At 70.0% G+C, this 21,957-nt stretch carries 22 protein-coding genes and 1 tRNA gene; 13 read left to right on the forward strand and 10 right to left on the reverse strand.

Annotated features, from left to right (window positions below):
• Positions 1–41: 41 nt before the first annotated feature.
• The 3 genes from LXN57_RS45070 to LXN57_RS45080 all read left to right on the forward strand — a co-directional run bounded on the left by LXN57_RS45070 (position 42) and on the right by LXN57_RS45080 (position 3,774).
• The gene (locus tag LXN57_RS45070; protein ID WP_251804468.1) at positions 42–1,073 is read left to right on the forward strand and encodes an LLM class flavin-dependent oxidoreductase; all 1,032 of its coding nucleotides are present in this window, start codon (positions 42–44) and stop codon (positions 1,071–1,073) included.
• A 3-nt stretch (positions 1,074–1,076) separates the two neighbouring features.
• Positions 1,077–1,757, forward strand: a complete 681-nt coding sequence (locus tag LXN57_RS45075) for an NADPH-dependent F420 reductase (protein ID WP_251804469.1) — start codon at positions 1,077–1,079, stop codon at positions 1,755–1,757.
• 97 nt (positions 1,758–1,854) lie between these two features.
• Entirely contained in the window at positions 1,855–3,774 is a 1,920-nt protein-coding gene (locus LXN57_RS45080; RefSeq protein WP_251804470.1) for a potassium transporter Kup, read from the forward strand.
• Here LXN57_RS45080 and LXN57_RS45085 read toward each other — a convergent pair.
• On the reverse strand, positions 3,749–4,414 hold the full coding sequence (locus LXN57_RS45085; RefSeq protein ID WP_251804471.1) for a hypothetical protein: 666 nt from the start codon (positions 4,412–4,414) through the stop codon (positions 3,749–3,751). The genes LXN57_RS45080 and LXN57_RS45085 overlap by 26 nt on opposite strands.
• Positions 4,415–4,761: 347 nt before the next feature.
• On the opposite strand from LXN57_RS45085, the gene LXN57_RS45090 reads away from it, so the two are divergent.
• Genes LXN57_RS45090 through LXN57_RS45100 form a run of 3 tightly spaced genes read left to right on the forward strand, consistent with a single transcriptional unit; the run spans position 4,762 to position 8,600 of the window.
• Positions 4,762–6,279 (forward strand): LGFP repeat-containing protein, encoded by a 1,518-nt coding sequence (locus tag LXN57_RS45090; RefSeq protein WP_251804472.1) that lies wholly within the window; start codon positions 4,762–4,764, stop codon positions 6,277–6,279.
• Between the two features lie 24 nt (positions 6,280–6,303).
• On the forward strand, positions 6,304–7,089 hold the full coding sequence (locus LXN57_RS45095; RefSeq protein WP_251804473.1) for a hypothetical protein: 786 nt from the start codon (positions 6,304–6,306) through the stop codon (positions 7,087–7,089).
• The gene (locus tag LXN57_RS45100; protein ID WP_251804474.1) at positions 7,086–8,600 is read left to right on the forward strand and encodes a glycosyltransferase family 2 protein; all 1,515 of its coding nucleotides are present in this window, start codon (positions 7,086–7,088) and stop codon (positions 8,598–8,600) included. Before LXN57_RS45095 ends, LXN57_RS45100 begins: the two co-directional genes overlap by 4 nt.
• Positions 8,601–8,605: 5 nt before the next feature.
• Here the strand turns inward: LXN57_RS45100 and LXN57_RS45105 are convergent, their stop codons facing one another.
• Positions 8,606–8,839: a hypothetical protein gene (locus LXN57_RS45105; protein WP_251804475.1), complete on the reverse strand. Its 234-nt coding sequence runs from the start codon at positions 8,837–8,839 to the stop codon at positions 8,606–8,608.
• A 162-nt stretch (positions 8,840–9,001) separates the two neighbouring features.
• Here LXN57_RS45105 and LXN57_RS45110 point away from each other — a divergent pair, with 162 nt between their 5' ends.
• Positions 9,002–9,838: a thioredoxin domain-containing protein gene (locus tag LXN57_RS45110; protein WP_251804476.1), complete on the forward strand. Its 837-nt coding sequence runs from the start codon at positions 9,002–9,004 to the stop codon at positions 9,836–9,838.
• 156 nt (positions 9,839–9,994) lie between these two features.
• On the forward strand, positions 9,995–10,657 hold the full coding sequence (locus LXN57_RS45115; RefSeq protein WP_251804477.1) for a polysaccharide deacetylase family protein: 663 nt from the start codon (positions 9,995–9,997) through the stop codon (positions 10,655–10,657).
• Here LXN57_RS45115 and LXN57_RS45120 read toward each other — a convergent pair.
• The 3 genes from LXN57_RS45120 to LXN57_RS45130 are packed head-to-tail and all read right to left on the reverse strand — an operon-like array spanning position 10,654 to position 13,618.
• The gene (locus LXN57_RS45120) at positions 10,654–11,286 is read right to left on the reverse strand and encodes a response regulator (protein ID WP_251804478.1); all 633 of its coding nucleotides are present in this window, start codon (positions 11,284–11,286) and stop codon (positions 10,654–10,656) included. The genes LXN57_RS45115 and LXN57_RS45120 overlap by 4 nt on opposite strands.
• Positions 11,286–12,440 carry a sensor histidine kinase gene (locus tag LXN57_RS45125; RefSeq protein WP_251804492.1) on the reverse strand — a complete coding sequence of 385 codons (1,155 nt, stop codon included), beginning with the start codon at positions 12,438–12,440 and terminating at the stop codon, positions 11,286–11,288. The genes LXN57_RS45120 and LXN57_RS45125 overlap by 1 nt, the downstream gene beginning before the upstream one ends.
• A gap of 5 nt (positions 12,441–12,445) precedes the next feature.
• Positions 12,446–13,618, reverse strand: coding sequence for a DUF418 domain-containing protein (locus tag LXN57_RS45130; protein WP_251804479.1), 1,173 nt, complete (start codon positions 13,616–13,618; stop codon positions 12,446–12,448).
• 740 nt (positions 13,619–14,358) lie between these two features.
• Here LXN57_RS45130 and LXN57_RS45135 point away from each other — a divergent pair.
• On the forward strand, positions 14,359–15,636 hold the full coding sequence (locus LXN57_RS45135; RefSeq protein WP_251804480.1) for a hypothetical protein: 1,278 nt from the start codon (positions 14,359–14,361) through the stop codon (positions 15,634–15,636).
• Positions 15,633–16,217, forward strand: coding sequence for a hypothetical protein (locus LXN57_RS45140; protein WP_251804481.1), 585 nt, complete (start codon positions 15,633–15,635; stop codon positions 16,215–16,217). The genes LXN57_RS45135 and LXN57_RS45140 overlap by 4 nt, the downstream gene beginning before the upstream one ends.
• A gap of 28 nt (positions 16,218–16,245) precedes the next feature.
• On the opposite strand, the gene LXN57_RS45145 is transcribed toward LXN57_RS45140, so the two are convergent.
• Positions 16,246–17,802 (reverse strand): fibronectin type III domain-containing protein, encoded by a 1,557-nt coding sequence (locus tag LXN57_RS45145; RefSeq protein ID WP_251804493.1) that lies wholly within the window; start codon positions 17,800–17,802, stop codon positions 16,246–16,248.
• 76 nt (positions 17,803–17,878) lie between these two features.
• Between LXN57_RS45145 and LXN57_RS45150 the strand changes: the two genes are divergently transcribed.
• Positions 17,879–18,787, forward strand: a complete 909-nt coding sequence (locus LXN57_RS45150) for a hypothetical protein (protein ID WP_251804482.1) — start codon at positions 17,879–17,881, stop codon at positions 18,785–18,787.
• On the opposite strand, the gene LXN57_RS45155 is transcribed toward LXN57_RS45150, so the two are convergent.
• The 4 genes from LXN57_RS45155 to LXN57_RS45170 all read right to left on the reverse strand — a co-directional run bounded on the left by LXN57_RS45155 (position 18,784) and on the right by LXN57_RS45170 (position 21,027).
• Entirely contained in the window at positions 18,784–18,969 is a 186-nt protein-coding gene (locus tag LXN57_RS45155) for a DUF4236 domain-containing protein (protein WP_221377694.1), read from the reverse strand. The two genes, LXN57_RS45150 and LXN57_RS45155, sit on opposite strands and share 4 nt — an antisense overlap.
• Before the next feature lie 67 nt (positions 18,970–19,036).
• Positions 19,037–19,492, reverse strand: a complete 456-nt coding sequence (locus tag LXN57_RS45160) for an RrF2 family transcriptional regulator (RefSeq protein WP_184956002.1) — start codon at positions 19,490–19,492, stop codon at positions 19,037–19,039.
• 65 nt (positions 19,493–19,557) lie between these two features.
• The gene (locus LXN57_RS45165) at positions 19,558–20,409 is read right to left on the reverse strand and encodes a helix-turn-helix transcriptional regulator (RefSeq protein ID WP_251804483.1); all 852 of its coding nucleotides are present in this window, start codon (positions 20,407–20,409) and stop codon (positions 19,558–19,560) included.
• A gap of 186 nt (positions 20,410–20,595) precedes the next feature.
• A complete protein-coding gene (locus LXN57_RS45170; RefSeq protein ID WP_020514863.1) occupies positions 20,596–21,027 on the reverse strand; it encodes an SsgA family sporulation/cell division regulator in 432 nt (143 codons plus the stop codon).
• A gap of 277 nt (positions 21,028–21,304) precedes the next feature.
• Here LXN57_RS45170 and LXN57_RS45175 point away from each other — a divergent pair, with 277 nt between their 5' ends.
• Together LXN57_RS45175 and LXN57_RS45180 are read left to right on the forward strand one after the other, a co-directional pair.
• Positions 21,305–21,706 carry a TIGR02611 family protein gene (locus tag LXN57_RS45175; protein WP_251804484.1) on the forward strand — a complete coding sequence of 134 codons (402 nt, stop codon included), beginning with the start codon at positions 21,305–21,307 and terminating at the stop codon, positions 21,704–21,706.
• A gap of 50 nt (positions 21,707–21,756) precedes the next feature.
• Positions 21,757–21,828 (forward strand) — tRNA-Val (locus LXN57_RS45180).
• Positions 21,829–21,957: the final 129 nt, after the last annotated feature.

Genomic DNA, 21,957 nt, shown 5'->3' on the forward strand with positions numbered 1-21,957 from the left:
TAGCGGGCATAATTGACACGTCAATCAGCTTGGAGGATCGCATGAGTGACATCACCTTCGGCCTCGACACGTTCGGCGACGTGCCGGAGGACGACAACGGCAATCTGCTCTCGTACGGCGCGGCGATCCGCCAGGTCGTCGACGAGGCTGTCCTCGCCGACGAGCTGGGCGTCGACGTCATCGCGCTCGGCGAGCACCACCGCCCCGAGTACGCGATCTCCTCCCCCGAGACCGTGCTCGCCGGCATCGCCGGCCGCACGAAAAACATCCGGCTCGCTTCCGGCGTGACGGTGCTGAGCTCCGACGATCCCGTACGCGTGTTCCAGCGCTTCGCTACTCTCGACGGCCTGTCCAACGGCCGCGCCGAGGTCATCCTGGGCCGCGGCTCGTTCACCGAGTCGTTCCCGCTGTTCGGCTACGACATGGCCGACTACGACGTGCTCTTCGAGGAGAAGATCGAGCTGTTCGCCGAGCTGCTCAAGGAGAAGCCGGTCACCTGGAGCGGCACGACCCGCGCGGCGCTGACCGACGCCGACGTCTTCCCCAAGACCGACTCGGGTCACCTCTCCACCTGGGTGGGCGTCGGTGGATCCCCGCAGTCGGTGGTCCGCACGGCGCGGTACGGTCTGCCCCTGATGCTCGCGATCATCGGCGGCTCCCCCGACCGCTTCGCCCCGTACGTCGATCTCTATCGCCGTGCCGCCGACCAGCTCGGCACCGTGGCCCACCCGGTCGGCATGCACTCGCCGGGGTTCGTCGCGGACACCGACGAGGAGGCCAAGGAAGTGTTCTACCCGCGTTACAAGGTCATGCGTGACCGGATCGGCAAGCTGCGCGGCTGGCCCCCGCTGCGCAAGCAGGAGTTCGACCACGAGGTCGAGCACGGCTCGCTCTACATCGGCTCGCCCGAGACCGTGGCCCGCAAGATGGCCAAGGCGATCAAGACCCTCGGCGTCGGCCGCTTCGACCTGATCTACGTGGCCGGGTCGACGCCCGCGAGCGCCCGCCTGCGCGCCGTCGAGCTGTTCGGCAGCAAGGTGCTCCCGATGACCCGCGATCTGCTGGCGGCCTGAGCCATGGCGACGATCGGCATCCTCGGCGCCGGCAAGGTCGGCACCGTCCTGGCCCGGCTGGCGGTGGCAGCCGGGCACCAGGTGCTCATCGCCGGGTCGGGCGACGTCTCGAAGATCAAGTTGATCATCGGGGTGCTGGCGCCCGGGGCCGAGCCCACCACGGCCCGGGACGCGGCCGCCCGGGCCGACATCGTGGTGCTCGCGCTGCCGCTGGGCAAGCACCAGAGCCTCCCGGTCGACGCGCTGCGCGGCAAGCTCGTCGTCGACGCCATGAACTACTGGTGGGAGGTCGACGGCATCCGCGACGACCTCACCGACCCCCGCACGTCGTCGAGCGAGATCGTCCAGGCGTTCCTGCCCGATTCGCGGATCGTGAAGGCCTTCAACCACATGGGCTACCACGACCTCGAGGAGGGCGCGCTGCCGGCGGGCGCGCCCGGTCGCAAGGCGATCGCGGTGGCGGGGGACGGCGAGGCCGACGTCGCCGCTGTCGCGGCGCTCGTTGACGGGCTGGGCTTCGATCCGGTGATTGCCGGGTCGCTGTCCCAGGGCGTACGGCTGGAGCCCGGCACCGAGGCGTTCGGCGCCAACGTCCCGGCGGCCGAGTTGCGCGCCATGCTCGATCGTTTCCCGGCCTCCGAGCGGGGGCGGGAAGTGACCGAAGCACGCGCGGCCGCGGGCTGAATCCGTACGGTCCGTGACGCTGAACCCGTCCGGCCCGTGGCGGGCGACACCTGCCGACACGCCACCTGAAGCGGGCACCGGCGCGCAGAATGAGCCCGTGAGCCTCGAAGCGCCCCATCACGGCCACTCGACGCTGAAGGCCGCCGTGGTGGTCGGCGCGCTCGGCGTGGTGTTCGGCGACATCGGCACGAGCCCGATCTACACGGTCCAGACCATCTTCAACCCGGCCGACCCGCACCCCGTGCCGATCAGCGACGGCAACATCCTCGGCGTCATCTCGACGATCTTCTGGTCGGTCATGATCATCGTGACGCTGACTTACATCACTCTGGTGATGCGGGTCAACAACGACGGTGAGGGCGGCATCATGGCCCTGATCACGCTGCTACGCCGGTGGGGGTCGTCCAACCGCCGGCGCAGCGCGGTGTTCCTGGCCGCCCTCGGCATCTTCGGCGCCTCGTTGTTCTTCGGCGACAGCATGATCACCCCGGCCATCTCGGTGCTGTCGGCGGTCGAGGGCCTCGAAACCGTCCGGCCCGGCCTCGAGAGCGTCGTCGTGCCGCTGACGGCCGTGATCATCGTGGTTCTGTTCGCGTTCCAGCGGCACGGCACGGCCGCGGTGGGCAAGCTCTTCGGCCCGGTGATGATCACCTGGTTCACGGCCATCGGCGCGGCCGGCGTCTGGGGGATCGTGCAAGAACCCCGCATCCTCGAGGCGCTGTCCCCGACGTTCGCCGTCGGTTTTCTCGCCGGGCATTTCCACATCGCGTTCTTCGCGCTGGCCGCGATCGTCCTCTCCGTCACCGGCGCCGAGGCGATCTACGCCGACATGGGGCACTTCGGCCGGAAGGCCATCGTGATCGGCTGGCTCAGCCTCGTGCTGCCGGCCAGCACGCTCAACTATCTCGGCCAGGGCGCGCTGCTGCTCGACGACCCGAGCAAGCTCACCAGCCCGTTCTTCCTGCTCGTGCCGGATTGGGCGCGGCTGCCCCTGGTGATCCTGGCCACCGTGGCCACCGTGATCGCGGCCCAGGCCGTCATCACCGGCGCCTACTCGGTGGCGTCCCAGGCCGGTCAGCTCGGTTACCTTCCGCGGTTGCGCGTCGTGCACACCTCGGAGTCGGCGATCGGCCAGATCTACGTCCCGTGGATCAACTGGCTGCTCATGGTGTCCGTACTGGTGCTGGTCTTCGCCTTCCGCAGCTCGGCCGCCCTGGCCTACGCCTACGGCATGGCCGTCGTCGCCACGATCACCATCACCACGCTGCTCTTCTTCTACCTGGCCCGGGTGCGCTGGAAGACGCCGCTGTGGGTGGTGGTCGTCGGTGGCGGTCTGCTGCTCGCCATCGATTTGCTCTTCGTCAGCGCCAACCTCACCAAACTCGTGCACGGAGCGTGGCTGCCGCTGCTGATCGGTCTCACCGCGTTCACCGTCATGACCACGTGGCAGCGTGGCCGCGCGATCGTGACCGCGGAGCGTGACCGCGCCGAGGGCTCGCTGAGCGAGTTCGTCGACGACATCCAGAACCGCGAACCGCCGCTGAGCCGGGTGCCCGGCACGGCGATCTTCCTGAACCGCGGCAAGCAGACCGCCCCGCTCGCGCTGCGGGCCAACGTCGAGCACAACCACGTCCGGCACGAGCACGTGGTCGTCCTGTCGATCGACACGCTGCCCGTCCCCCGGCTCGCCGACGATCAGCGGATCCTCGTCGACCACCTGGGCCACGCGGGCGACGGCATCACCCACGTGACCGCGCGCTACGGCTACATGGAGACGCCGGACGTGCCGGCCCTGCTCCAGATGCTCGACGCCGAGCTGACCGAGGGCCAGATCTCGGTCGACGAGGCGTCCTACTTCCTGTCGAAGATCGAGCTCGGCCGCGGCCCGTCGCCGACCATGGCCCCCTGGCGCAAGCGCCTGTTCATCGCCACGTCGTACATCACGGCCGACGCCGCCGAATACTTCAGCCTGCCTCGCGACCACACGGTGATCATGGGTTCGCGAATAGAGGTCTGAAATACCGGAGCGTCGCCTCCGTCTTGGTCACCTGGGGCTCGTCGTCCGGAACGATGCCGTGCGCCCGCAAAGCGCTCGACGTCTCGGCCGCCACCTGGGCCGCCTTGGCCGACGGGCAGCGGGTGGACAGCTCGGCGATCGACGACCCGTCCGGGAACGTCCACTCCTCGGCCACCAGCGGATGGTCGGAGGCCGCAAGCTCGAACCGGCAGCGCCGCACCTCGACCGGGCCGAACGTCAGCAGGCTGTCGAGAGGCACATTGGCGTACGCCGTGAGGAGGCGCCGCTGGCGACCGGAGAGCAGCCGAGCGAGCGGCTTGCGGGCCGCGGCCGTGCGCTCGACCTCGTGCCGCCCCAGGGTGCGCTTGAGCGTCCCCGAACAGGCGTAGTTGTCGGGCAACGCGTCGATCTCGACCGCGAACCCGTTGTCGTTGCGCAGCCACCCCGGCAGCGCCTTGGGCAGCACCGGGCGCAGCTTCACGACAGCGTCGCTCGGGCGCCCCTTGGTGCTGCGCAGACGCACGATGAGCCCGTGCTGCTGGAGGGCGAGGTCGGCCGTGTCCAGAAAATAGATCCGGCGGGTTATGCCGCATTTCACATCAGCACCGAGGGAACGCAGATCGGCGGACGAAACCGCCACTTTGAGCTCGACCTTAGGCGCCTGCTTGCTCATCGGAGGTTGCCAGAAACACCTGGTCATCACTGCTTCAGTCACTGCACGCCCGCGTTCCCGGTGGTCCGACATGCCGACCCGCATTGCCCGAATCGGCGAAACAAAACCTTCCTCTTTCCTTCGATCGACAATCTGGTGACAATAGGCGGTAAAGCCAGTCAGTTTACCTTGAGTTAACCTGACAAACCCTCGGCGTTCACCGCGCCAGCCATCATACCCCCGGCCTGTGACACCGACCGTTTGTCCGGTTTCGGGTTCGGTGCCCCTCCGTGATACTGACTGCCGCCGTTCGCCCGACGTCGTCAGGAGCACCCGTGGACCCGGAACCTCGAAGGATCGAGACCTCGGTCGACGGGAGCAGCGGAGTACAGATCGGCACCGGCAACATCCAGAACAACAACTACGTCGCCCCCGAGCCGCTCGACCTGAGCTTCGTCGAGTGGTCGTCCCCGCGAGCCGCCGCCGACAAGATCCTGGGAATGCCGGCCAGGAACGCCTTCCGGGTCTTGGCCGAGGCTGCGGTGGACAAAACGGCCGCAGTCCTCCGAGTATTGCTCGCCTCCGACGACAGCCTCGTCGTCGAACTGCTCGCCGACGTACATCCGGGACGGGTCCAGGCACTGGTCGACGCCGGCGGCGCAGAGCTCGAGGTCCTGCGGGACGTGCCGAGGGCGGACGAGGAGATTTCCGAACTCCACGGTCACCATCGCGCGGTTCTTGGCGGCAAGCATGGCGGCCTTCGCCGCTCGGCAGCCTCGCCACGGGGAAACACCGGCTTCTACCGCCTTTACGAGAACGGTGCCATCTTCTGGTCCGCTTCCGCCGGCGCCGTGTCCCTGCTCGGTCCCTTCCTCCGCTTCCACCGGGACGAGGGCGGAACCGGAGGCCGGCTCGGATTCCCCATCGGCGAGAGCGAGGGTGTGACCGGAACAGGCGTCGCGACGAAGGCTCTGCGGCAGAGGCTCGAGCCCGACAAGCACTCCCGCGCGACGTCGGTCTACTCGACGGTCGAGTACGGCGTCTTCGCCACCCGGGGTGGCATCGGAAAGCACTATGACTTGCGGGGCGGCCCCGACCGGTTCGGCTTTCCCACGGGACCCGGCGTCGAGGCCGGCCCGACCCGCTCGGGCGGCACCGGGGACAGCGGCTGGATCCAGCCCTTCGAGAAGGGCAGCATCGCCTACACCAATTCCACCGGCGCCATCGAGATCATGTCCCCGGTGCGGGAACACCATGACGCGCACGGCGGAGTCAGCGGCAGGCTCGGCTTCCCGCGCGGGAAGGCGCAGGGCGCCGGTCGCTCACCCCGCGGCACCGACGGCAAGTTCCAGCGTTTCGAGGGCGCCTGGGACTACCCCGAGGACTTGGTCGCCGCGTGCATCGGCTTCGACCGCCCCGGCGGCGCCACTGTCTACACGTCCGTCCACGGCACGTACAAGGTCGACGGCGGCATCGGCATCCTCTACGAGCGGATGGGCGGCACCGCAGGCTGGCTGGGCTTCCCGACCGGAAGCTCGGAGAAGGCGGAGGAGCGACGCCGAGTGCAAGCCTTCGAGGGCGGCGACATCTACTGGAGTCCCGAGCACGACGCGGTCGCGGTCCGCGCCGACGTCCTGGCCCTGGTGCGCTTCGTCCCCCCGACCGGCTTTCGCTTCGACCCCGACGAACGCGTCGGGTTCCCCACTCATCCCGAGCAGTCGATCGGCTCCGGCCCCGACACCATCCAGTTCTTCGAGCACGCCGTGGTCACCCGCCGCTCGAACGACCTGACCGTCTGGCATCCCCGCTCCGAAGCCCAGCCTCCGGCACCTTCGACCGGCCGCACTTACTGACCCCGCCACCTGCCCGATCCGGCGATGACGGCGCCGGCGGGCGCCGTCGTCTCCGAGCGCCGCGAGCTACCGAAAAGAACCCGGGACGAAACCTTCAAGCGCGGACCCGCCTCGACCGATGAGGAGTCGAGCAAGCGCGGGCGTGCCGCGCTGGTCGAAGAAGCGAAGGGTTCCCCCACCGTGCGCCTCCCCCGAAGCGTGGCGGCCGGACTGGCCGCCGCCGTATTGTGCGGCAGCCTGACCGGCTGCAGCAGCCTCAAGCAGATCACCAGCAGCAGCAAACCGCTGATAGGCGAGAGCAGCCCCAGCGCGTCGCCTTCCCCCACCCCCAGCGCCGGCGCCAGCGCTCAGGCGGTCAAGCTTCCCGTCCGGGCCAGCGGGCCGCTGGACACCGGCACGGTCACCCACAGCCTCAAGCAGGGCACCTTCTCGGTGAAGCTGACCTATTGGACCTCGGACAACGCCAAGCTCTACAGCGCCGAGACGCTCAAGACCATCAATGTCGCGGCCCATGTCGAGGACGCCGATGACACCCACCGCATCACCATCAGCACGTTCCAGGTGATCCAGGACGACGGTACGAAGCGGGTCACCGCCGCCACCGACAACGGCAGGTTCGACGTCACCCCGCCCTACCCCTACAACACCGTGGTGGCGCTGCCGGCGGCGACTACGGGAGCAACGACGCTCACGCTCACGATCCGGCTGGACCTGCTCGTGGAGACGGCGCCGAAGTCGGGCAGCTACTACCGCTCCACCGCGCTCGACACCCTGACCCTGCCGTTGCTCACGAATGGTGCCCCCCGATGACCGAGTCCAGCCCCGGCCTGCGCCGGGCCACCGACCGCCAGATCCTGCTGCCCCGCAGCGCCAAGGCCGGCCCGCTCGCGCTTCCCCCGGCCGTGCCGCAGCTGCACGAGCTCGAGGCTGTCGAGACCATCTCCGGCGAGATCGCGGCGGCCTCGACCACTGCGACTCCCCGCAACGCCACGATCAGCTGCATCATCCCCTGCTACAACGAGCAGGACACGATCGCCGACGTGCTGAAGAGCCTGCTGGCCCAGACCCGGCTGCCGGACGTCATCCACGTCGTCATCAACAACACCGACGACGACACCCCCGAGATCGCCCGCGGTTTCGAGGGCCGGCACACCCGTACGGTGAAGGGCGAGGAGTTCGTCACCACGGTGCACGTCCACGACATGGGCGTGAACCCCGACAAGAAGGTCGGCGCGCTCAACTACGGCTACTTCCTGTCGCGCGGCTACGACTACATCCTCGGCGTCGACGGCGACACGACGCTCGCCCGCGACACCGTGGAGCGGCTCGAGCTGGAGATGACCGACGACCCGCGGATCGGCGGGCTCAGCGCCATCTACAGCATCGACAAGAACCGCAAGGGCCTGATGGCGCGGTTCCTGGTAGCCGGGCAGCGGGCGCAGTTCGCCGCGTTCAACATGGACAACCTGCTCCGCGGCCGCAACATGGCCGTGCTGGGCGGCCAGTGCAGCCTGTTCAACATGCGGGCGCTCGAGACGGTGATGGTCCGCCACTACCAGCAGGCGCCGTGGGTCCGCGACAGCGAGGTCGAGGACAGCAAGCTGTCGCTGCAGATCAAGGACGCCGGCTTCAGCACGAAGATCAGCGCGACCGCCCGGGCGTACGTGGGCCCGATGACCAACCTCCGGGCTCTGCACGGCCAGCAGGTGAAGTGGAACTTCGGCGCCATCGACCTGTTCTGGCCGGGCCAGCGCGGTGACAGCAAGGGCCAGCCGCTGCACCCCAACCTGCGGCTGCGGTGGTTCGAGAACATCTCGATGGCGTTCAACATCATTTCGCGGCTGGGCTTCCTGCTGCTGCTGGTGGCCGCGCTGTCGATCGACGCCTTCGTGTTCAACCCGATCTGGCTCATCCCGCCGGCCATCGCGATGCTGCTCAACCTGCGCCTCGCGCTGTCCATGAAGGACAAGAGCGCGTCCGACATCCTCTATGCCGCGCTCTTCGTCCCGGCCGAGCTCTACATGTTCATCCGGATGGGGCACTTCGTCTCGGCCTGGGCGCAATTCCTGGCCAAGACCGATCAGGACAACTGGGCCGCCCAGGCCAACGCGGAGAAGGGCAAGGGCTCGGCCTACGTCATGCCGCTGGTCGTGCTGATCGCCGTCATGGGTGGGGCCATCTTCGCCTGGACCCAGCAGAGCGTGGGCGTGCAGTCGGCGATCCTCTCGCTCGGCTGGCCGTTGCTCTACATCGCCACCATCGCCCAGTCCGTGTTCATGCTGCGCAAGCTGGTGCGCCGCCACCGCGGCTTCGCGGTCTGAGGTAGCTACCGGGCCGCCTGGACAAGATCGGTGAACCCGTTGGCCAGCAGGATCACCGCGATCGACGTCAGCAGGATGCCGGCCACCCGGTCCAGGATCATGCCGATGCGGGGCGAGACGCGCCGCTCGACATGCCCGGACGCATAGAGGGTCAGCCCGGTGACGACGGCGTACGCGAGAGCGGCGAGCGACAGCAACAGTCGCTCGCCGTTGTCGTTCGCGTCCGCCGACGCGGCCACCCCGAAGGCGAACGTCGTGCCGCCGCTTTGGCGTACGCATGGACGCCCGCGTCCGCCGCGTCCAACTCGGGCTTGCGTACGGCGAGAGCAGGCCCGGCATCGCCCGCCGGGGATGAACGTCGTGGCACGAATAGGCCGACGATCCGGGGGAATGCGCGGCCCATGACGACGGCCACCACGGCTGCCGCCATGGCCGGACTGACCGACGCCGACGCCGCACTGCTGCAGCTCGGTAGAACGCTGAAGGAAAGCGGTTACAGCTTCACGACTGTCACACCGGCCACTCATGAGCGGGTCAACCACCGCCCCGGCAACGCCACCGCGCGCACCCTGCGCGACGTGTTCGGCTGGAGCCGGCCGTTCGCCCCCGATCTGCTGCCCGGGCCGATCGTCGACCTGCTCCCCACGACCGGCGCGGTCGACACCAGTGGTGAGCTCTGGCGGAGCCGGGTGCGCTTCTCCTCGTACGACGGGGAGCTGTTCGTGCATTCGGCGTTCCCGACCGACGCGCCCGGCTCGGTGTTCTTCGGCCCGGACACCTACCACATGGCCGACGCCGCCCCGGCCTGCCGTACGGTCGTGTTCGTCTATCCGCTCACCGGCCGCCCCGGCGTCGACCTGCCACGCGGCCTGCTCGAGGTGGCCGGCGCCCGCGGCAGCACCGACCAGGCCATCTGGTTGCGCGACCACCACGCCGAGATCCTGGCCGCCGGCGCCGCCCGCGTCTACGGCCTGTCCGCCCAGTCGACCGGCTACCAGCGCGAACTGGTGCACCGGCTGCGCCTGCCCTACCCGCTGATCCCCGATCCGCGGCTGACCCTGGCCGAGGCGGCCGGCCTGCCCACGCTGGCCGCGGGCGACATGACCCTCTACGACCGGCTCACCCTGGTGGTCGCCGACGACGTGGTCGAGCACGTCTTCCACCCGATCCCCGACCCGGCATCGCACGCGCTCGAGGTGATGCGCTGGCTCACCCAGCACCGCCGGGCAGCCGCCTGAGCCCGCTCAGCACCTCGAGAGCCGCCCCACCACCTGTACGTCCTTCTGCGGCGCCGTGCAGCTCGACGTCTGCTCGCGCCTCCGACACCCGGAATCTGGCCGACGCCAAGCAGGTCGCCCGGACGCTGCTGCCGCGGATCTGACCTACCATGACGCATGGCCACCGACGGGTTCCGGCGCCGGCGGGAACCCGTCGCCCGCGCCCTGTCCCGGGTGCTGCCCGGCGACGTGCTCTGGTTCGCCGAGACGGCCGAGCCCGTGTTCGCGCTGACGTTCGACGACGGGCCGCACCCGGGCACCACCCCTCAGCTTCTGGACGTGTTGCGCCGGCACGGCGCCCGGGCGACGTTCTTCCTCATCGGTGAACGGGTCGCGGCGCACGGGGAACTGGTCGGGCGGATCGTCGCCGAGGGGCACGAGATCGCCAACCACCTGATGCGCGACGAACGGTCCGTGCTCGTGCCCGGCGATCGGTTCCGGCGCGATCTGGCCGAGGTCAACCAGCTGCTCACGCGGTACGGCACGGTCCGCTGGTTCCGGCCCGGCTCCGGCTTCTACACCCCGCGGATGCTGCGGTCGGCGGCCGGGCTGGGCCTGCGCGCGGTGCTCGGCACCCTCGTCGCCGCGCACACCGGAGGGCCGGGCGACGAGGCGATCGCCGGCGACCTGCTCGCCGCCATCCGCCCGGGGTCGATCGTCGTGCTGCACGAGGGCACCGCGCGGCGCAGCGGCGTGGCGGCCACCACTGAGGAGCTGCTGATGGCCCTGGCCGCGCAAGGCCTGCGGGCCGTGACGGTGTCGGAGCTCGTCGAAGGCTAGAGAATGCCGCGGCGGTGGGCGGCCGAGACGGCGGAGGCCCTGTCCGGCACCTCGAGCTTGGCGTAGATGTGCAGCAGGTGGGTCTTGACCGTGGCCTCGCTGATGAACAGGGCGGCCGCCGTCTCGCGGTTGGTGCGGCCCTCGGCCACCAGGGCCAGGATCTCGCGTTCGCGGGCGCTGAGCCGGGTGGTGGGTGCGGGCCGGTTCGGGCGTACGCGGGCCAGCAGCACCGCCGCGACCGAGGGGGACAGCACGGTCTCACCCTTGGCGGCGGCCCGCACTGCACGGAACAGCTCCTCGCGGGGCGCATCCTTGAGCAGATAGCCGATGGCGCCGGCCTCGACCGCGGGCAGCACGTCGGAATCGGTGTCGTGGGTGGTCAGCACGAGCACCCGGGCGGTGGGCACGCGTTCGAGCAGCAGCCGGATCAGCGCGCCGCCGCTCGGCCCGGGCAGGCGCAGGTCGGTCAGCACCACGTCCGGGCGCACCGCCTCGACCACGGTCAGCGCCTCGGAGCCGGTCGCGGCCTCGCCCACGATCGCGAAGTCGGGCTGGGCGCCGAGCATGCCGCGCAACCCGTCCCGGACGACCGGGTGGTCGTCGACGACCACGAGCCGGAGCGCCGCCATCACGCCGGCCCGATCGCCGGCAGGGTCACGCTGACCGCCGTCCCGGCCCCGGGCGACGACTCGATCGCGACCGACCCGGCGAGCGCCTCGACCCGCTGGCGCAGCGCGACCAGCCCGAACCCACCGGCCCGGGACACGTCGAAACCCGTGCCGTCGTCCCGCACGTCCAGCACGATGACATCCTCCATGTAGGACAGCGTGACGTCGGCCCGGCCGGCTCGCGCGTGCCGGCCCACGTTGGCCAGCGCTTCCTGGGCCGCCCGGAGCAGGGTCACCTCGACCTCCGAATGCGCCGGCACGGGCGTACCGGTCACGGTGAAACTCGCGGGCACCTCCTGCTGCCCGCTCCAGGTCGCCACGGCCAGCCGTACGGCGTCACCCAGCCGGGCGTCCTGCAGCGGCCCCGGCCGCAGCGCGTCGATCGACCGGCGCACCTCGTCGAGGCTGGTGCGGGCCAGCGTACGGGCGTTGTCGAGCCGCCGTTCCTGCTCGGGCCGAACCTCGCCCAGCGCCTCGAGCTGCGTGACGATGCCGGTCAGCCCCTGAGCCACCGTGTCATGGATCTCGCGGGCCAGCCGGGCCCGTTCCTCGGCGACGCCGGCCTGGCGGCTGAGCCGGGTGTTCTCGGCGGCCATGGCGACCAGCTCGCTGTTGACCTCGCGCCGCCGGATCGCCTCCCGTTCCATCACCCGGATCATCGTGCCGAACAGCGCTGCCAGCGGCGTGATGATCCCGACGTTGATCAGCACCGAGGTCAGCCCGGCCTCGGACGCCACCAGCAGCGGCAGGTTCGCCGCGAGCAGTCCCAGATAGGCGTACCACCCCGGCAGGGCCACGAAGGCGAGCACGTAACAGGCCGGGACGAACAGCTGGAACGCCTCGTCCCGCTCCAGCAGCAGGTAGGTCCAGCCGAGCACCCCCGCGAAGTAGACCGCCATGGCCCACGGGCGGCGCTCCCACCAGTCCGGGTGGGCCAGGACGAACCACCAGTGCCAGACGGCGAACCCGGCTGCCACGGCCAGCGTCACGAGTTGCTGCGGCCACTCGGCCCCGCCGGTGAACAGCGAGATCCCGTACGAGAGAACCAGCAGCCCGTACGGGAGCAATGCCCACGCCTGGTTCCATCGGTGTTCCCGGCGCAGTTCCTCCGCCATCTCGGTCACACCGTCATCTTGCCTCTGCGGTACGTCAGCCGGCGCAACACGATTTCGGCCGGCCCGCGCCGTCCGGCCCGCCGCAACAGGTCGGCCAGCACAACCGACACCAGCCACGTGCCCAGGGCCAGCAGCGCCGCGACGCCGGTGCTGATCGTCGCGCCCAGCCCGAACGTCCACGGCGCCAGCAGCGCCACGAACACCACCGACTGGAACAGGTAGCAACTGAGCGACCGCTGCCCCGTGGCAGCCAGCGCGGTCACCACCGGCCCCCGCGCCCGGATCGCCAGCAGACCGATGAGCGCCGCATACCCCAGGCCGCCGGCGACACCGGTCACCGCGTGCAGCGCCGAGATCCCCCACAGCGCGAGCGTCGTGCCCGACGTCCAGAAGTGCCCGACCGCCAGCCCCGCCGGCAGCCCGCCCACGACCGCCGTCGTCAGCCCCACCACCGCCGTCCGGACGAGCAGCGTCCGGTGCGCGGCCGGATCGGCGAGGACGCCCCGCCGCGCGGCCCAGGTGCCGACCAGGACGGCGCTGCCCACACCGAGCACGCCGGCCGGCGTCATCAGCCACTCGAACGGCCGCAGAGTCATGGCCTGCCACGGATCGGCCGTCTCGAACGACCAGAAGAACGACCGCTCCCCCGACGGCGGCGCCATGTAGGCCGCGCCCTGCACCAGCGCGACCACGAGAAGCCAGCAGCCCGCCGCGATCAGCAGCTTTCGGTCGGACACCCCCGTGAGTGCGACCAGGATGAAGCCGGCCACGCCGTACAGCCCGAGGATGTCCCCCGGGAACAGCAGCAGGGCGTGCGCGAACCCGAACGCGACGAGCCACCAGCTACGCCGCCGCAGCAGTCTCTTCGCGTCGGCGAGCGACGCGCCGGCGGCGCGCTGCCTCTGCATGATCTGCACCACTCCGTACGCGAAGAGGGCCGCGAACATCGGATAGGCCCGGCCGTCCACAGTGGTCACCGTGACGACGCTGACGATCCGGTCCACGAGCCCGTCCCCCACGATGTGCTGCCGCACCCCGTAGGGCCTCGCGTAGAGATAGACGACCGAGTTGGCCAGCGCGATGAGCGCCAGCATGAGCCCCCGCGCGAGATCGGGCGCCAGCGCCCGCTCCCGCACCCCAACCGGCCCGGCCATGGCAGATACGTGCTCGACAGTCATGCCCTCAGTCTTCGGCCGCCCGGCCCCCGCCCGAATCGACCGATGTACTGCTCCCCGCGTCCACCGCCCCGTCCGCGAATCCACCGATCGACGTATGGCGGACGACCGGGCGGGCCGCATCGGCGCTCTGGGCCGGCAGACTCCTCGCTCTCCGCCAAGGCCATCACGGCCCGCCCCGCCGTTGTGGCGCCGGGCGACCGGGGCACGTCGATCAAATTGCGGAATGATCTCGATCCGACGATACCTCGGGAATTGCCGATGCATTCTTGGCGCGATTACCGTGCGTTATTGAGTCCTCACGAATACGTGGGGGCGGCTGCGGGATCCCCGTGGCAGAAGGGACCCCGCATCCCGAACGATCGCGCAGCCGTGAGACCGATACCGGGATTGCCATCCGCACCTACGATGCAAAACCTGCTCCCAGCGCACAAGGCCCTGAGCTGGATCTTCTGACCTCCAGGCATGTTCCATGATCAATCTCCGGAACACGATGCCCTCTGACGTTCTGTTCGTATAGATCGACATCCGGCGTCGGAACATCGAGTCGGCACAGAATGGCACGACATCCCGTCGACACGCTTCCATGACAACCGGAGAGGCGGGCAATATGACTATTCGTGATACCGGTCGGCCGGTGTGGTGTGGCAGCCACGGTCCCGTTGCCGCCGTCGAATGATGTGGCCTCGAGGCCCGTCCGCCTCTTTCCCGGACGCCCTCGACTTCTTTTGAAGGTGAGACCGATGTCGGAAGAATGGCGCCCGCCCAAGCTCGAGCCGGGCGGGCAGTCGGCAGACGAGGCCGGGCCGGGCCCGGCGCTCCTGGCCCCCAAGGCGTTCAAGCCCATACCCGCCGACCGCCCCGCGCGGGAACTCGGCGAGTACCTCCGCGAGTTGATCCGCTCGACCAAACTCACGCTCGAGCGGACAGCCCAGAAGTCGGGGCTGCCGAAGAGCACCATGAGCACCACGGTGAACGGCACCGCCAAGGGCCGGCAGTCCGTGCAGGATCTGCTGGACGCGCTGGCCGCGGTCGGCCGCGAACTCACCACAGAGGAACTGGACAAGGTCTGGCAGCTGTACGAGGTCGGCCGCCGCAATCTGATCGCCCAGCAGGAGGAGAAGAAGGCCCGGCAACGCGCGGACGCACCCATGTCGCGCAGCGTCGTGCAACCCACCGCCCAGGACATCACCGTGTTCGCCCACGCGGTGGTCGGCGGCATGACCATCACCAGCACCAGCATCGAACTCCCGCGCCGAGTGCCCGGCGAACACCTGCAACTCACCCGGAGCGCGATGTTCCGCCAGACCCACGGCGTGGAGGACGACGGCGGATACCGCCGCCGGATCAACCTCACTCGCATCGACGCCCTGAACCGCGAAGGGCCGACCGCGCCGAGCACCCGCGCCGCGCGCACCCTGCCGAGTCCCCGCCCCGTGGACGCCCGCGAAGAAGTCGACCTGGAAGACTGGATCAGCAGTCTCGGCCGCGCCTACCGCCGCCCCAACGACCGGTATGCCGCCCTGGCCGTCCCGGAGTCAGGCGCGCCGGTGCAACCCGCCGCCTCAGCCCCGGACGGCCGGGAAACGAAGCACATCCCAGATCATCCCGCTTCACTCGCCGACACCGACGCGAACAGCAGAGACGCCGGCCCCATGGCCAGCCGCCCGGCAGCGCTGATCCGCACACCCCGGGACAGCGCGGATGACGTTCCCACCGCAGCCCGGCCGGCACCGATCGCTCTCGCGGACAGCACGCCTCCCGTCGGCCGACCGGCGCCGCTCGCCCTTGCCGACCCGGACAGCATCGCCGCTGGATCGGCACCGCCCGTTTCCTCCACTCCGGGCGCCAGGCCCACGCCGGGCCGGAGGATTCCGCTCCGCCTGATACCAGCCGTGTCGGACGCTTCGAGCGAGGACCCGGCCGATCGACCGCAGGTCACTGCGCCGAACGCCGAGGCGCCCGAGGACCGGCCTCGTCGTGGATTCCGGGCCCTGCTGCGACGCTGGATCGAAGAGTGACCGCAGCAGCGTGGGCCACGACCGCGGCCGTGGTCGTGGCCCTGGCCGGTCTCTGGTTCACGATCTACAAGTTCCGCCACGGCCGATCGAAGCTCCTGGTCTGGAGCGTCTCCCAGAACACCGCACTCATTCCCCGGACCGGCGAGATCGACCGGACCGGCATGACTTTCAGCTGGCAGGGCACCTCGGCGTGCGACCCGCGGGTCATCGTCGTCCGGCTGACGAACCGCGGACGCATCGAACTGAAGAAGTCGGACCTCGCGACCCGCCTCGTGCTGGACGTCTCACCGGCGAAGTTGCTGACCGCGGCGGTGACCTTTCACGCGGACGGGAGCACCAAGGACCGCAGGGTCGCGCCGAGGAAGGTCACGGACTCCGCGATCGAACTGGATCCGCTGATCCTCAACCCCAGGGACTCCCTGACCTTCGAGGCGCTGATCGACGGAGACCCCGGCGACGTGGACCTCGCACTGTCAGCCGCCGGATTCCAGGTGCGCCGGGCCGATCGCGGGCGCCCGGCGCGGCACACCGGGCCGGACGTGGTCGATGGGCGGTCAGCGCTGCGCGCAGCTCGGAACTGAACGAGTGCTCGGCGCGGTCGCGGGGCGGTCAGCGCTTGGTGCAGACCGGGACCGAGCGGGCGATGTTGTTGGTGCCGTAGGCGACCGAGATCGTGAAGCAGTAGTTCAGCTGCTCGTTGAGGCCGTAGACGACGTAGTCGGCGCTGCCCGCGGGGAGCTGCTGGAACGGCTTCTGCGGCTGGCCGGCCCGGCCGCCGGAGACCAAGACCGGGCCCTCGGAGTTCTTCGGGTAGGTCCACTGGAGCAGGACGCTGTCGCGGCTGTCGCGCAGTTTGACGGCGGTGGGGGCGCCCGGGTCGGCCTTGGGCGGACGCGTGGTGGGCGTGGCCGGCGCGGCTGCGGCCGGTGACGAGGCCGCGGGGGCGGGGGTGGCGGCCGGGTTCTCGTTCCCGTTGGCGTCGGGCAGGGTCAGTGCGACCACGGCCACGGCGGCGGCCACGCCGGCCACCAGGACGGCGGCCAGCAGGAAGGGCTGACGGCGGCGGCCGGCGGGGGTGGGGGCGGGCTCCGTCCGTACGGGAAGATGCTGCGAGTTCGGTGGGAGCGTGTAGGTGCTCGCGGGGGCCGAACCGACCGGCTGGGGGCGACCGTCGGGGCCGTAATCGGGAGCGCGACGGCCGGGAACCGGCGGCGGGGTGTCGGCGCGGGCGTGACGGCCGGTCAGGTCGCCGGGCGCCTGGTGCACGTCGGCGAGGTAGAGCGGCTGCTGGTAGACCGAGCCGTTGGGGTCGGTGGGGCGGTTGTCGGGCGGCGGCTGCGCGGGGTCGGCGGACGGGTCGGGCTCGGGCACCGTGGGACGCCGCGGGAACGGCAGGGTGCGTACGCCGGGGGCGCCCACCGTGGTGACGCCGGGGCCGTCGGACTGCTCGACGCGGCCGCAGACGTGCTTGCCGGTGACGGGAGCGGCGGCGAGGGCCGTGACCTGGCGGACCAGCGGGTGGTCGGAGGGCAGGTAGCGCGCGCACAACTCTTGCGCCTGGGCCAGGTGCTCGTGGGATTCGGCTTCGCGGCCGCACTCGCGTTCCATCGCGCCCAGGCGGGCCAGCATCTTGATGCCGGGAGCGGACGCTTCGCCGTACCGCTTGACGTGCCGCCGCCAGGCCGCCGTGAGCCGGGACCGGGCGGCGGTGCAGTGACCGGCCGCGTGCTCGGCGGTGGCCAGGTCGGCCTCGGCTGCGAGCACCCGGGGCGAGTCGGGACCGTCGATCTCGGCGAGGTCGCCGACGAGCTGGCGGTAGACCTGGGCGGCCCGGCCGAAGTGGCCGACGCGCTGCAGCACGGCGGCGTGGGTGGCGGCGGCGCCGACCGTACGGTCGTGGTGGGGGCCGTGCAGGCGTTCCTCGGCGACGTGGGCGTACTCGGCCCACAGCCGGGCCCCGTGGGCGTCGCCCAGCGCGATCAGGATGCGGGCGTGCAGCGCGGCCGCCAGGGCCAGGTCGGCGGTGGCGTGGCGCGGGTCGGTGACGTCGACCGGATCGAGCACGTTGGCCAGCACCTGGCGCGCACCGGCAAGATCGCCTTCAGACGTCATGGTCTGGGCGCGCGCGGTGAGTTCGGCGAGCTGCGGAGGGGCCACGTTTCCCATAGTGCTCACGTGACCACTGTAGGTACAAGTGCAAGGTTGCGAACTCCTCGCTTCTCGGACACTGTAGAACTCGCCTATGTCCTCTTCACCGATCGCCACCGTCAAGCGGGAACTGCTGGTCAGGCACCTCGAAGCCTGGGCGCCCGCCGCGCTGCACCGTGCCCGGCGGGTGATTTACGCCCACGGGTACGCCGATGCCGACGGCGGCGTCTCGGCCGAGGCGGCCATGCGCGTGCTGGCCGAGCAGTCCGATCTCGTCCGGGGCCGGGAACTGATCATGGTGGCCACCGGCGACGACCTGGGGGCGATCGACCCGCGGCTCAAGACGATCTCCGCCGAATCCGGCGCGGGGGCCGGGCTGGCCGTGCACACGATCTCGGGCGGAACGGACGGACGGCTGCCGGTCGGCCTCAAGGCGGTCGGGGCTCAGCGCGTACCTGTGCTGGGGTTTCTCGACGCTTCGGGCAGCGAGCCGCCCGCACCGGCCACCGTGGCCGCGCTGACCGCCGGAAAACCGTCCGAGATGCTGCTGGTGCTGCCGCCGGGCTCGTCGGCCTCCTCGGTCGACGCCTACCGGGCCGGCTGGCCGCTGTTCACGCAGGTCGAGCTGGCCGACTCGGAGGAACCGGGCGAGCTGCTGGTCTATGCCACCACGGCCGGCAAGAGCCTCGAGGGCTTCAAGGAGGCGCTGTGGTCGGTCGACGAGTTCGCGGGGGTCCGCTACCGCGATCCCGGCGACCCGGAGCGGCACCTGATCGACATCTCGCTGACGCCGCATCCCGGGCCGCTGCGCCGCGAACTGCTGGCCCATCTGGCCCAGGCCGGCGAGGCGACGGTGACCGAGCTGCGCACGTTCGCGCTGACCGAGACGGTGTATCGGGCCGCGGACGCCACGCGGGTGCTGCACACGCTGGTCGACGCGGGAACGGTCACCCGCCGGCCGTCACACGGACGGCTCGGCGGGGACGTCGTCATATCCGCTTAGGAGCGGCTCTTGTCCTTGTCCTGCTTCCACGAGAACGGGCCGGGCAGGTCATAGCGGTGTGCGCGGCTGCGCGAGTTCCACGACCAACGGCCGATCTTGAGGCTCCACGAGGAGTAACCGTTCTCGGTGAAGTTCAGGATCAACGGGCCGAACTTCTTACGCTTGCGGAAAACGAGGCCCATCGGTACGTCCCTCCCAAAGGTTCGTTCGGACGTCCGGATGATTCCCGGTGCGAGAAATCGGCAAACTTCAGCGCGGCTGCCACGCGTCGGGGCGCGTGGTCAGCTTGCGGACGTGCGCCGGCATCCGCCCGCTGATGAGCTCGGCCAGATTCACCTCGTCGACCACTTCGCGTACGGCGGCTCGGACCGCGACCCAGAGATTGGGCAGGTTTTCCGCCGCGCCGGTGTAGCGGGTCTCTTCAGGACGGAGGCCGCGCACCCCGGCCAGCGGGCCGTCGACCGCACGCAGGATCTGGCCGATCGTCACGTCCCGCGGGGACTGTGACAATGTGTAGCCGCCCTCGGCGCCGCGCTGAGCCCGGACGACACCGGCCCGGCGCAGATCGGCGAGCACCGCCTCGAGGAACTTGCGGGGCATTTCCTGGTCTTGAGCGATGGCTTGGGCGGACATCAGTGCCGGGTAGGCCCTCGCCAGACTGAGCGCGGCCCGGACCGCGTAGTCACCGCGCGCGGAGATCTGCACCCATTCATCATGCCCTCTCGGCGCCACCGAGTCGCACATACCCCATGGTTTTGTGGGAATTACCCTCAGTCAGACGATCGTCGCTGGGCCGGGATCGCGGCGTGCGGCTCGGCCGTGACCTGGGAACGGAAGTGGCCCGGGCTCATACCGACCTCGCGGTGGAAGAAGCGACCGAAGTTCGTGGGCTCGGGAAACCCCAGGTGGCGACCCACCTCGGCCACCGAGAGCGGGGTGCACGCGAGCAGCCGGCGAGCCTCCAGCGCGACGCGGTCGTCGACCACCTGCTTGGCGGTGCGGCCGGTCACGGCCAGGCAGGCCCGGGTCAGCGTACGCACGGAGCAGCCGAGTTCCTCGGCGTAGTCCTCGACCCGGCGGCTGTGCGGGTGGCCGGCTTCGAGCAGCCCACGGAACCGGGTGTACGTACGGCTCTCGGCACCCGACGCGTCGGCCGCCGCCAGCAGAGCGATCCGCAGCAGCAGCACCCGCAGCTGGTGGCGCAGCAGGTCGGCCGCGATCGGCCCCGGCGGGTGCCGCTCGCAGTCGACGGCGAGCTGGGCGAACTCGTTGATCACCGCATCCTCGTCCTCGCCGCGCAGCTGCCAGCGGCTGTGCAGATGCGCCTCGTCGCCGGCCAGCCGCTCCTCGAAGGTGACGACCGAGGCGGTCAGCCCGTTGCGGCCGACCCGCAACGCCTGGCCGGGACGGATCCAGAGCAGGGTGCCGGGCCGGCACGAATGCCCGAAGAAGTCGACCTCGACCGTGCCGTGACCGGCCGTGGCCAGCAGCAGGACGTGGAAGGGAAGCCGGCTCGGCGGCTGGGCCGAGGTAGCGTCCAGAGCGCAGGTGCCGACGCCCGCCCAGCCGGGCGGGCGGAACGTCGTCGTCGCGGCCTCGAGCCGCGGAGCAGCAATGGACATCGCGCCGACGGTAACTGGCTCTGACCAGCGATGCACCCGTTGAAAACGCAGCTTGAGCGAATGGACGCCGCTCCGCGTGAATTCTGGGAGCCAATGTCCGGTTTTGAGATTTAAGTTCCGTATACGGAAAAGCGACCCGTACGGACCGGCAGTGTCCGTGCGAGTCGCCCCCGTCGCTTTCCTTCGCTATCGGCCGGCCAGCAATCGATTCACCGCCGCATCGACGTCCAGGTGTTCGGATTCCCGGCCCCGCGGCACCACCACATAGGTGCGACGGAGGAATCGGACAAGAACGCTGCGAGGCACCTCGAACAGCGCATTGCCGTCCGGAGACGACAAAGCAAGAGCAACGAAGTCGCCCCGCGGCGTGGCCCACGGCCACACCCGGACGTCTCCGATACCCGCGGGCTCATCGAGCCCGGTCACGAGCAGCTCCCGCGCAAAGGACCAGCTCACGGCTTCCCCACCGGCTGATTCTGCGTGGAACAACACGTGTACCGCATAAGGGTCGGCTGGGTCGTAACGCAGGCTGGCACGCACGGGCAGTGCCGTGGCATCAGGCGCTACGAGCCGCAGTGAGGTCTCGACCTCGACGGTCGTTGGACGAATGGTACTCATGGACGAACTCCCCCCGGCACCGCTGCGAGGCTGGTGAACCCCGCGTTTCCCATACTCAGGTGATCCCTGTCGTTACGCTCCGCCATACGCTGATCTCACCCAGTAGTGGGAAGACGGTTCCGAAAACCCTTTCGCACAAGACGTAAAGCGATATCTTGTACTGTTCTGCCCCAAGTACTCGGTTCCGCCCGGCGTCGGGTGGTCCAGCAGTTGACTTACTCCGGTAACGTCCATTCCTCCCGGGTAGTGACGGGGCTCCGGGACACTGGGGGATGAAATGACTGCGAAACCCGACCAAGAACAAGCTCGTCCGGGTGTGCTGGACAAGATCCGAGCCAACCCGACGGGCAAGCTCGCCCTGAAGATCTCGATCGCCACCCTCGGCGCCATCGTCGTCGCCGTCGGCATCGTGCTGATCCCGTTCCCCGGCCCCGGCTGGGCCATCGTGATCGCCGGCCTCGCCATCTGGGCCATCGAGTTCGCCTGGGCCCGGCACCTGCTCGAGTTCACGAAGAAACACGTACTGTCCTGGACCCACTGGATCGCCCGCCAGTCCTGGCCGGTCAAAGGCCTGGTCGGCCTTGTCGGCTTCGTGTTCGTGAGCGCGATCGTCTACATCTCGGTCCGCCTCAGCCTCGGCATCGACCTGATCGACAAGGCGCGCGAGTACCTCGCGTGACCCCTGCTCGCGGATTCCGGAGCCGGTCTAGTACAGTCTGAGTTCGTTGAGGGCGATTAGCTCAGCGGGAGAGCGCTCCGTTCACACCGGAGAGGTCACTGGTTCGATCCCAGTATCGCCCACGAGTCGGGGGCGGAACTCTGTCTGCGGAACGCGCAGACCGGGCCGCCTCGTTCCTTATGCGCGCGACTTCGTCGCGCGCGAGCGGGGGCTTCGCCACCCGCACCCCCTCTGCCGTACCCGCCCCAGAG

The organism is Paractinoplanes hotanensis, from assembly GCF_023717965.1.
GTDB lineage: Bacteria > Actinomycetota > Actinomycetes > Mycobacteriales > Micromonosporaceae > Actinoplanes > Actinoplanes polyasparticus.

Coding starts and splice junctions, on each gene's coding strand:
- LXN57_RS45070 (WP_251804468.1), top strand. CDS start 42: ATGAGTGACATCACCTTCGGCCTCGACACGTTCGGCGACGTGCCGGAG.
- LXN57_RS45075 (WP_251804469.1), top strand. CDS start 1,077: ATGGCGACGATCGGCATCCTCGGCGCCGGCAAGGTCGGCACCGTCCTG.
- LXN57_RS45095 (WP_251804473.1), top strand. CDS start 6,304: ATGACGGCGCCGGCGGGCGCCGTCGTCTCCGAGCGCCGCGAGCTACCG.
- LXN57_RS45100 (WP_251804474.1), top strand. CDS start 7,086: ATGACCGAGTCCAGCCCCGGCCTGCGCCGGGCCACCGACCGCCAGATC.
- LXN57_RS45110 (WP_251804476.1), top strand. CDS start 9,002: ATGACGACGGCCACCACGGCTGCCGCCATGGCCGGACTGACCGACGCC.
- LXN57_RS45115 (WP_251804477.1), top strand. CDS start 9,995: ATGGCCACCGACGGGTTCCGGCGCCGGCGGGAACCCGTCGCCCGCGCC.
- LXN57_RS45120 (WP_251804478.1), bottom strand. CDS start 11,286: ATGGCGGCGCTCCGGCTCGTGGTCGTCGACGACCACCCGGTCGTCCGG.
- LXN57_RS45125 (WP_251804492.1), bottom strand. CDS start 12,440: ATGGCGGAGGAACTGCGCCGGGAACACCGATGGAACCAGGCGTGGGCA.
- LXN57_RS45130 (WP_251804479.1), bottom strand. CDS start 13,618: ATGACTGTCGAGCACGTATCTGCCATGGCCGGGCCGGTTGGGGTGCGG.
- LXN57_RS45135 (WP_251804480.1), top strand. CDS start 14,359: ATGTCGGAAGAATGGCGCCCGCCCAAGCTCGAGCCGGGCGGGCAGTCG.
- LXN57_RS45145 (WP_251804493.1), bottom strand. CDS start 17,802: ATGGGAAACGTGGCCCCTCCGCAGCTCGCCGAACTCACCGCGCGCGCC.
- LXN57_RS45150 (WP_251804482.1), top strand. CDS start 17,879: ATGTCCTCTTCACCGATCGCCACCGTCAAGCGGGAACTGCTGGTCAGG.
- LXN57_RS45155 (WP_221377694.1), bottom strand. CDS start 18,969: ATGGGCCTCGTTTTCCGCAAGCGTAAGAAGTTCGGCCCGTTGATCCTG.
- LXN57_RS45165 (WP_251804483.1), bottom strand. CDS start 20,409: ATGTCCATTGCTGCTCCGCGGCTCGAGGCCGCGACGACGACGTTCCGC.
- LXN57_RS45170 (WP_020514863.1), bottom strand. CDS start 21,027: ATGAGTACCATTCGTCCAACGACCGTCGAGGTCGAGACCTCACTGCGG.
- LXN57_RS45175 (WP_251804484.1), top strand. CDS start 21,305: ATGACTGCGAAACCCGACCAAGAACAAGCTCGTCCGGGTGTGCTGGAC.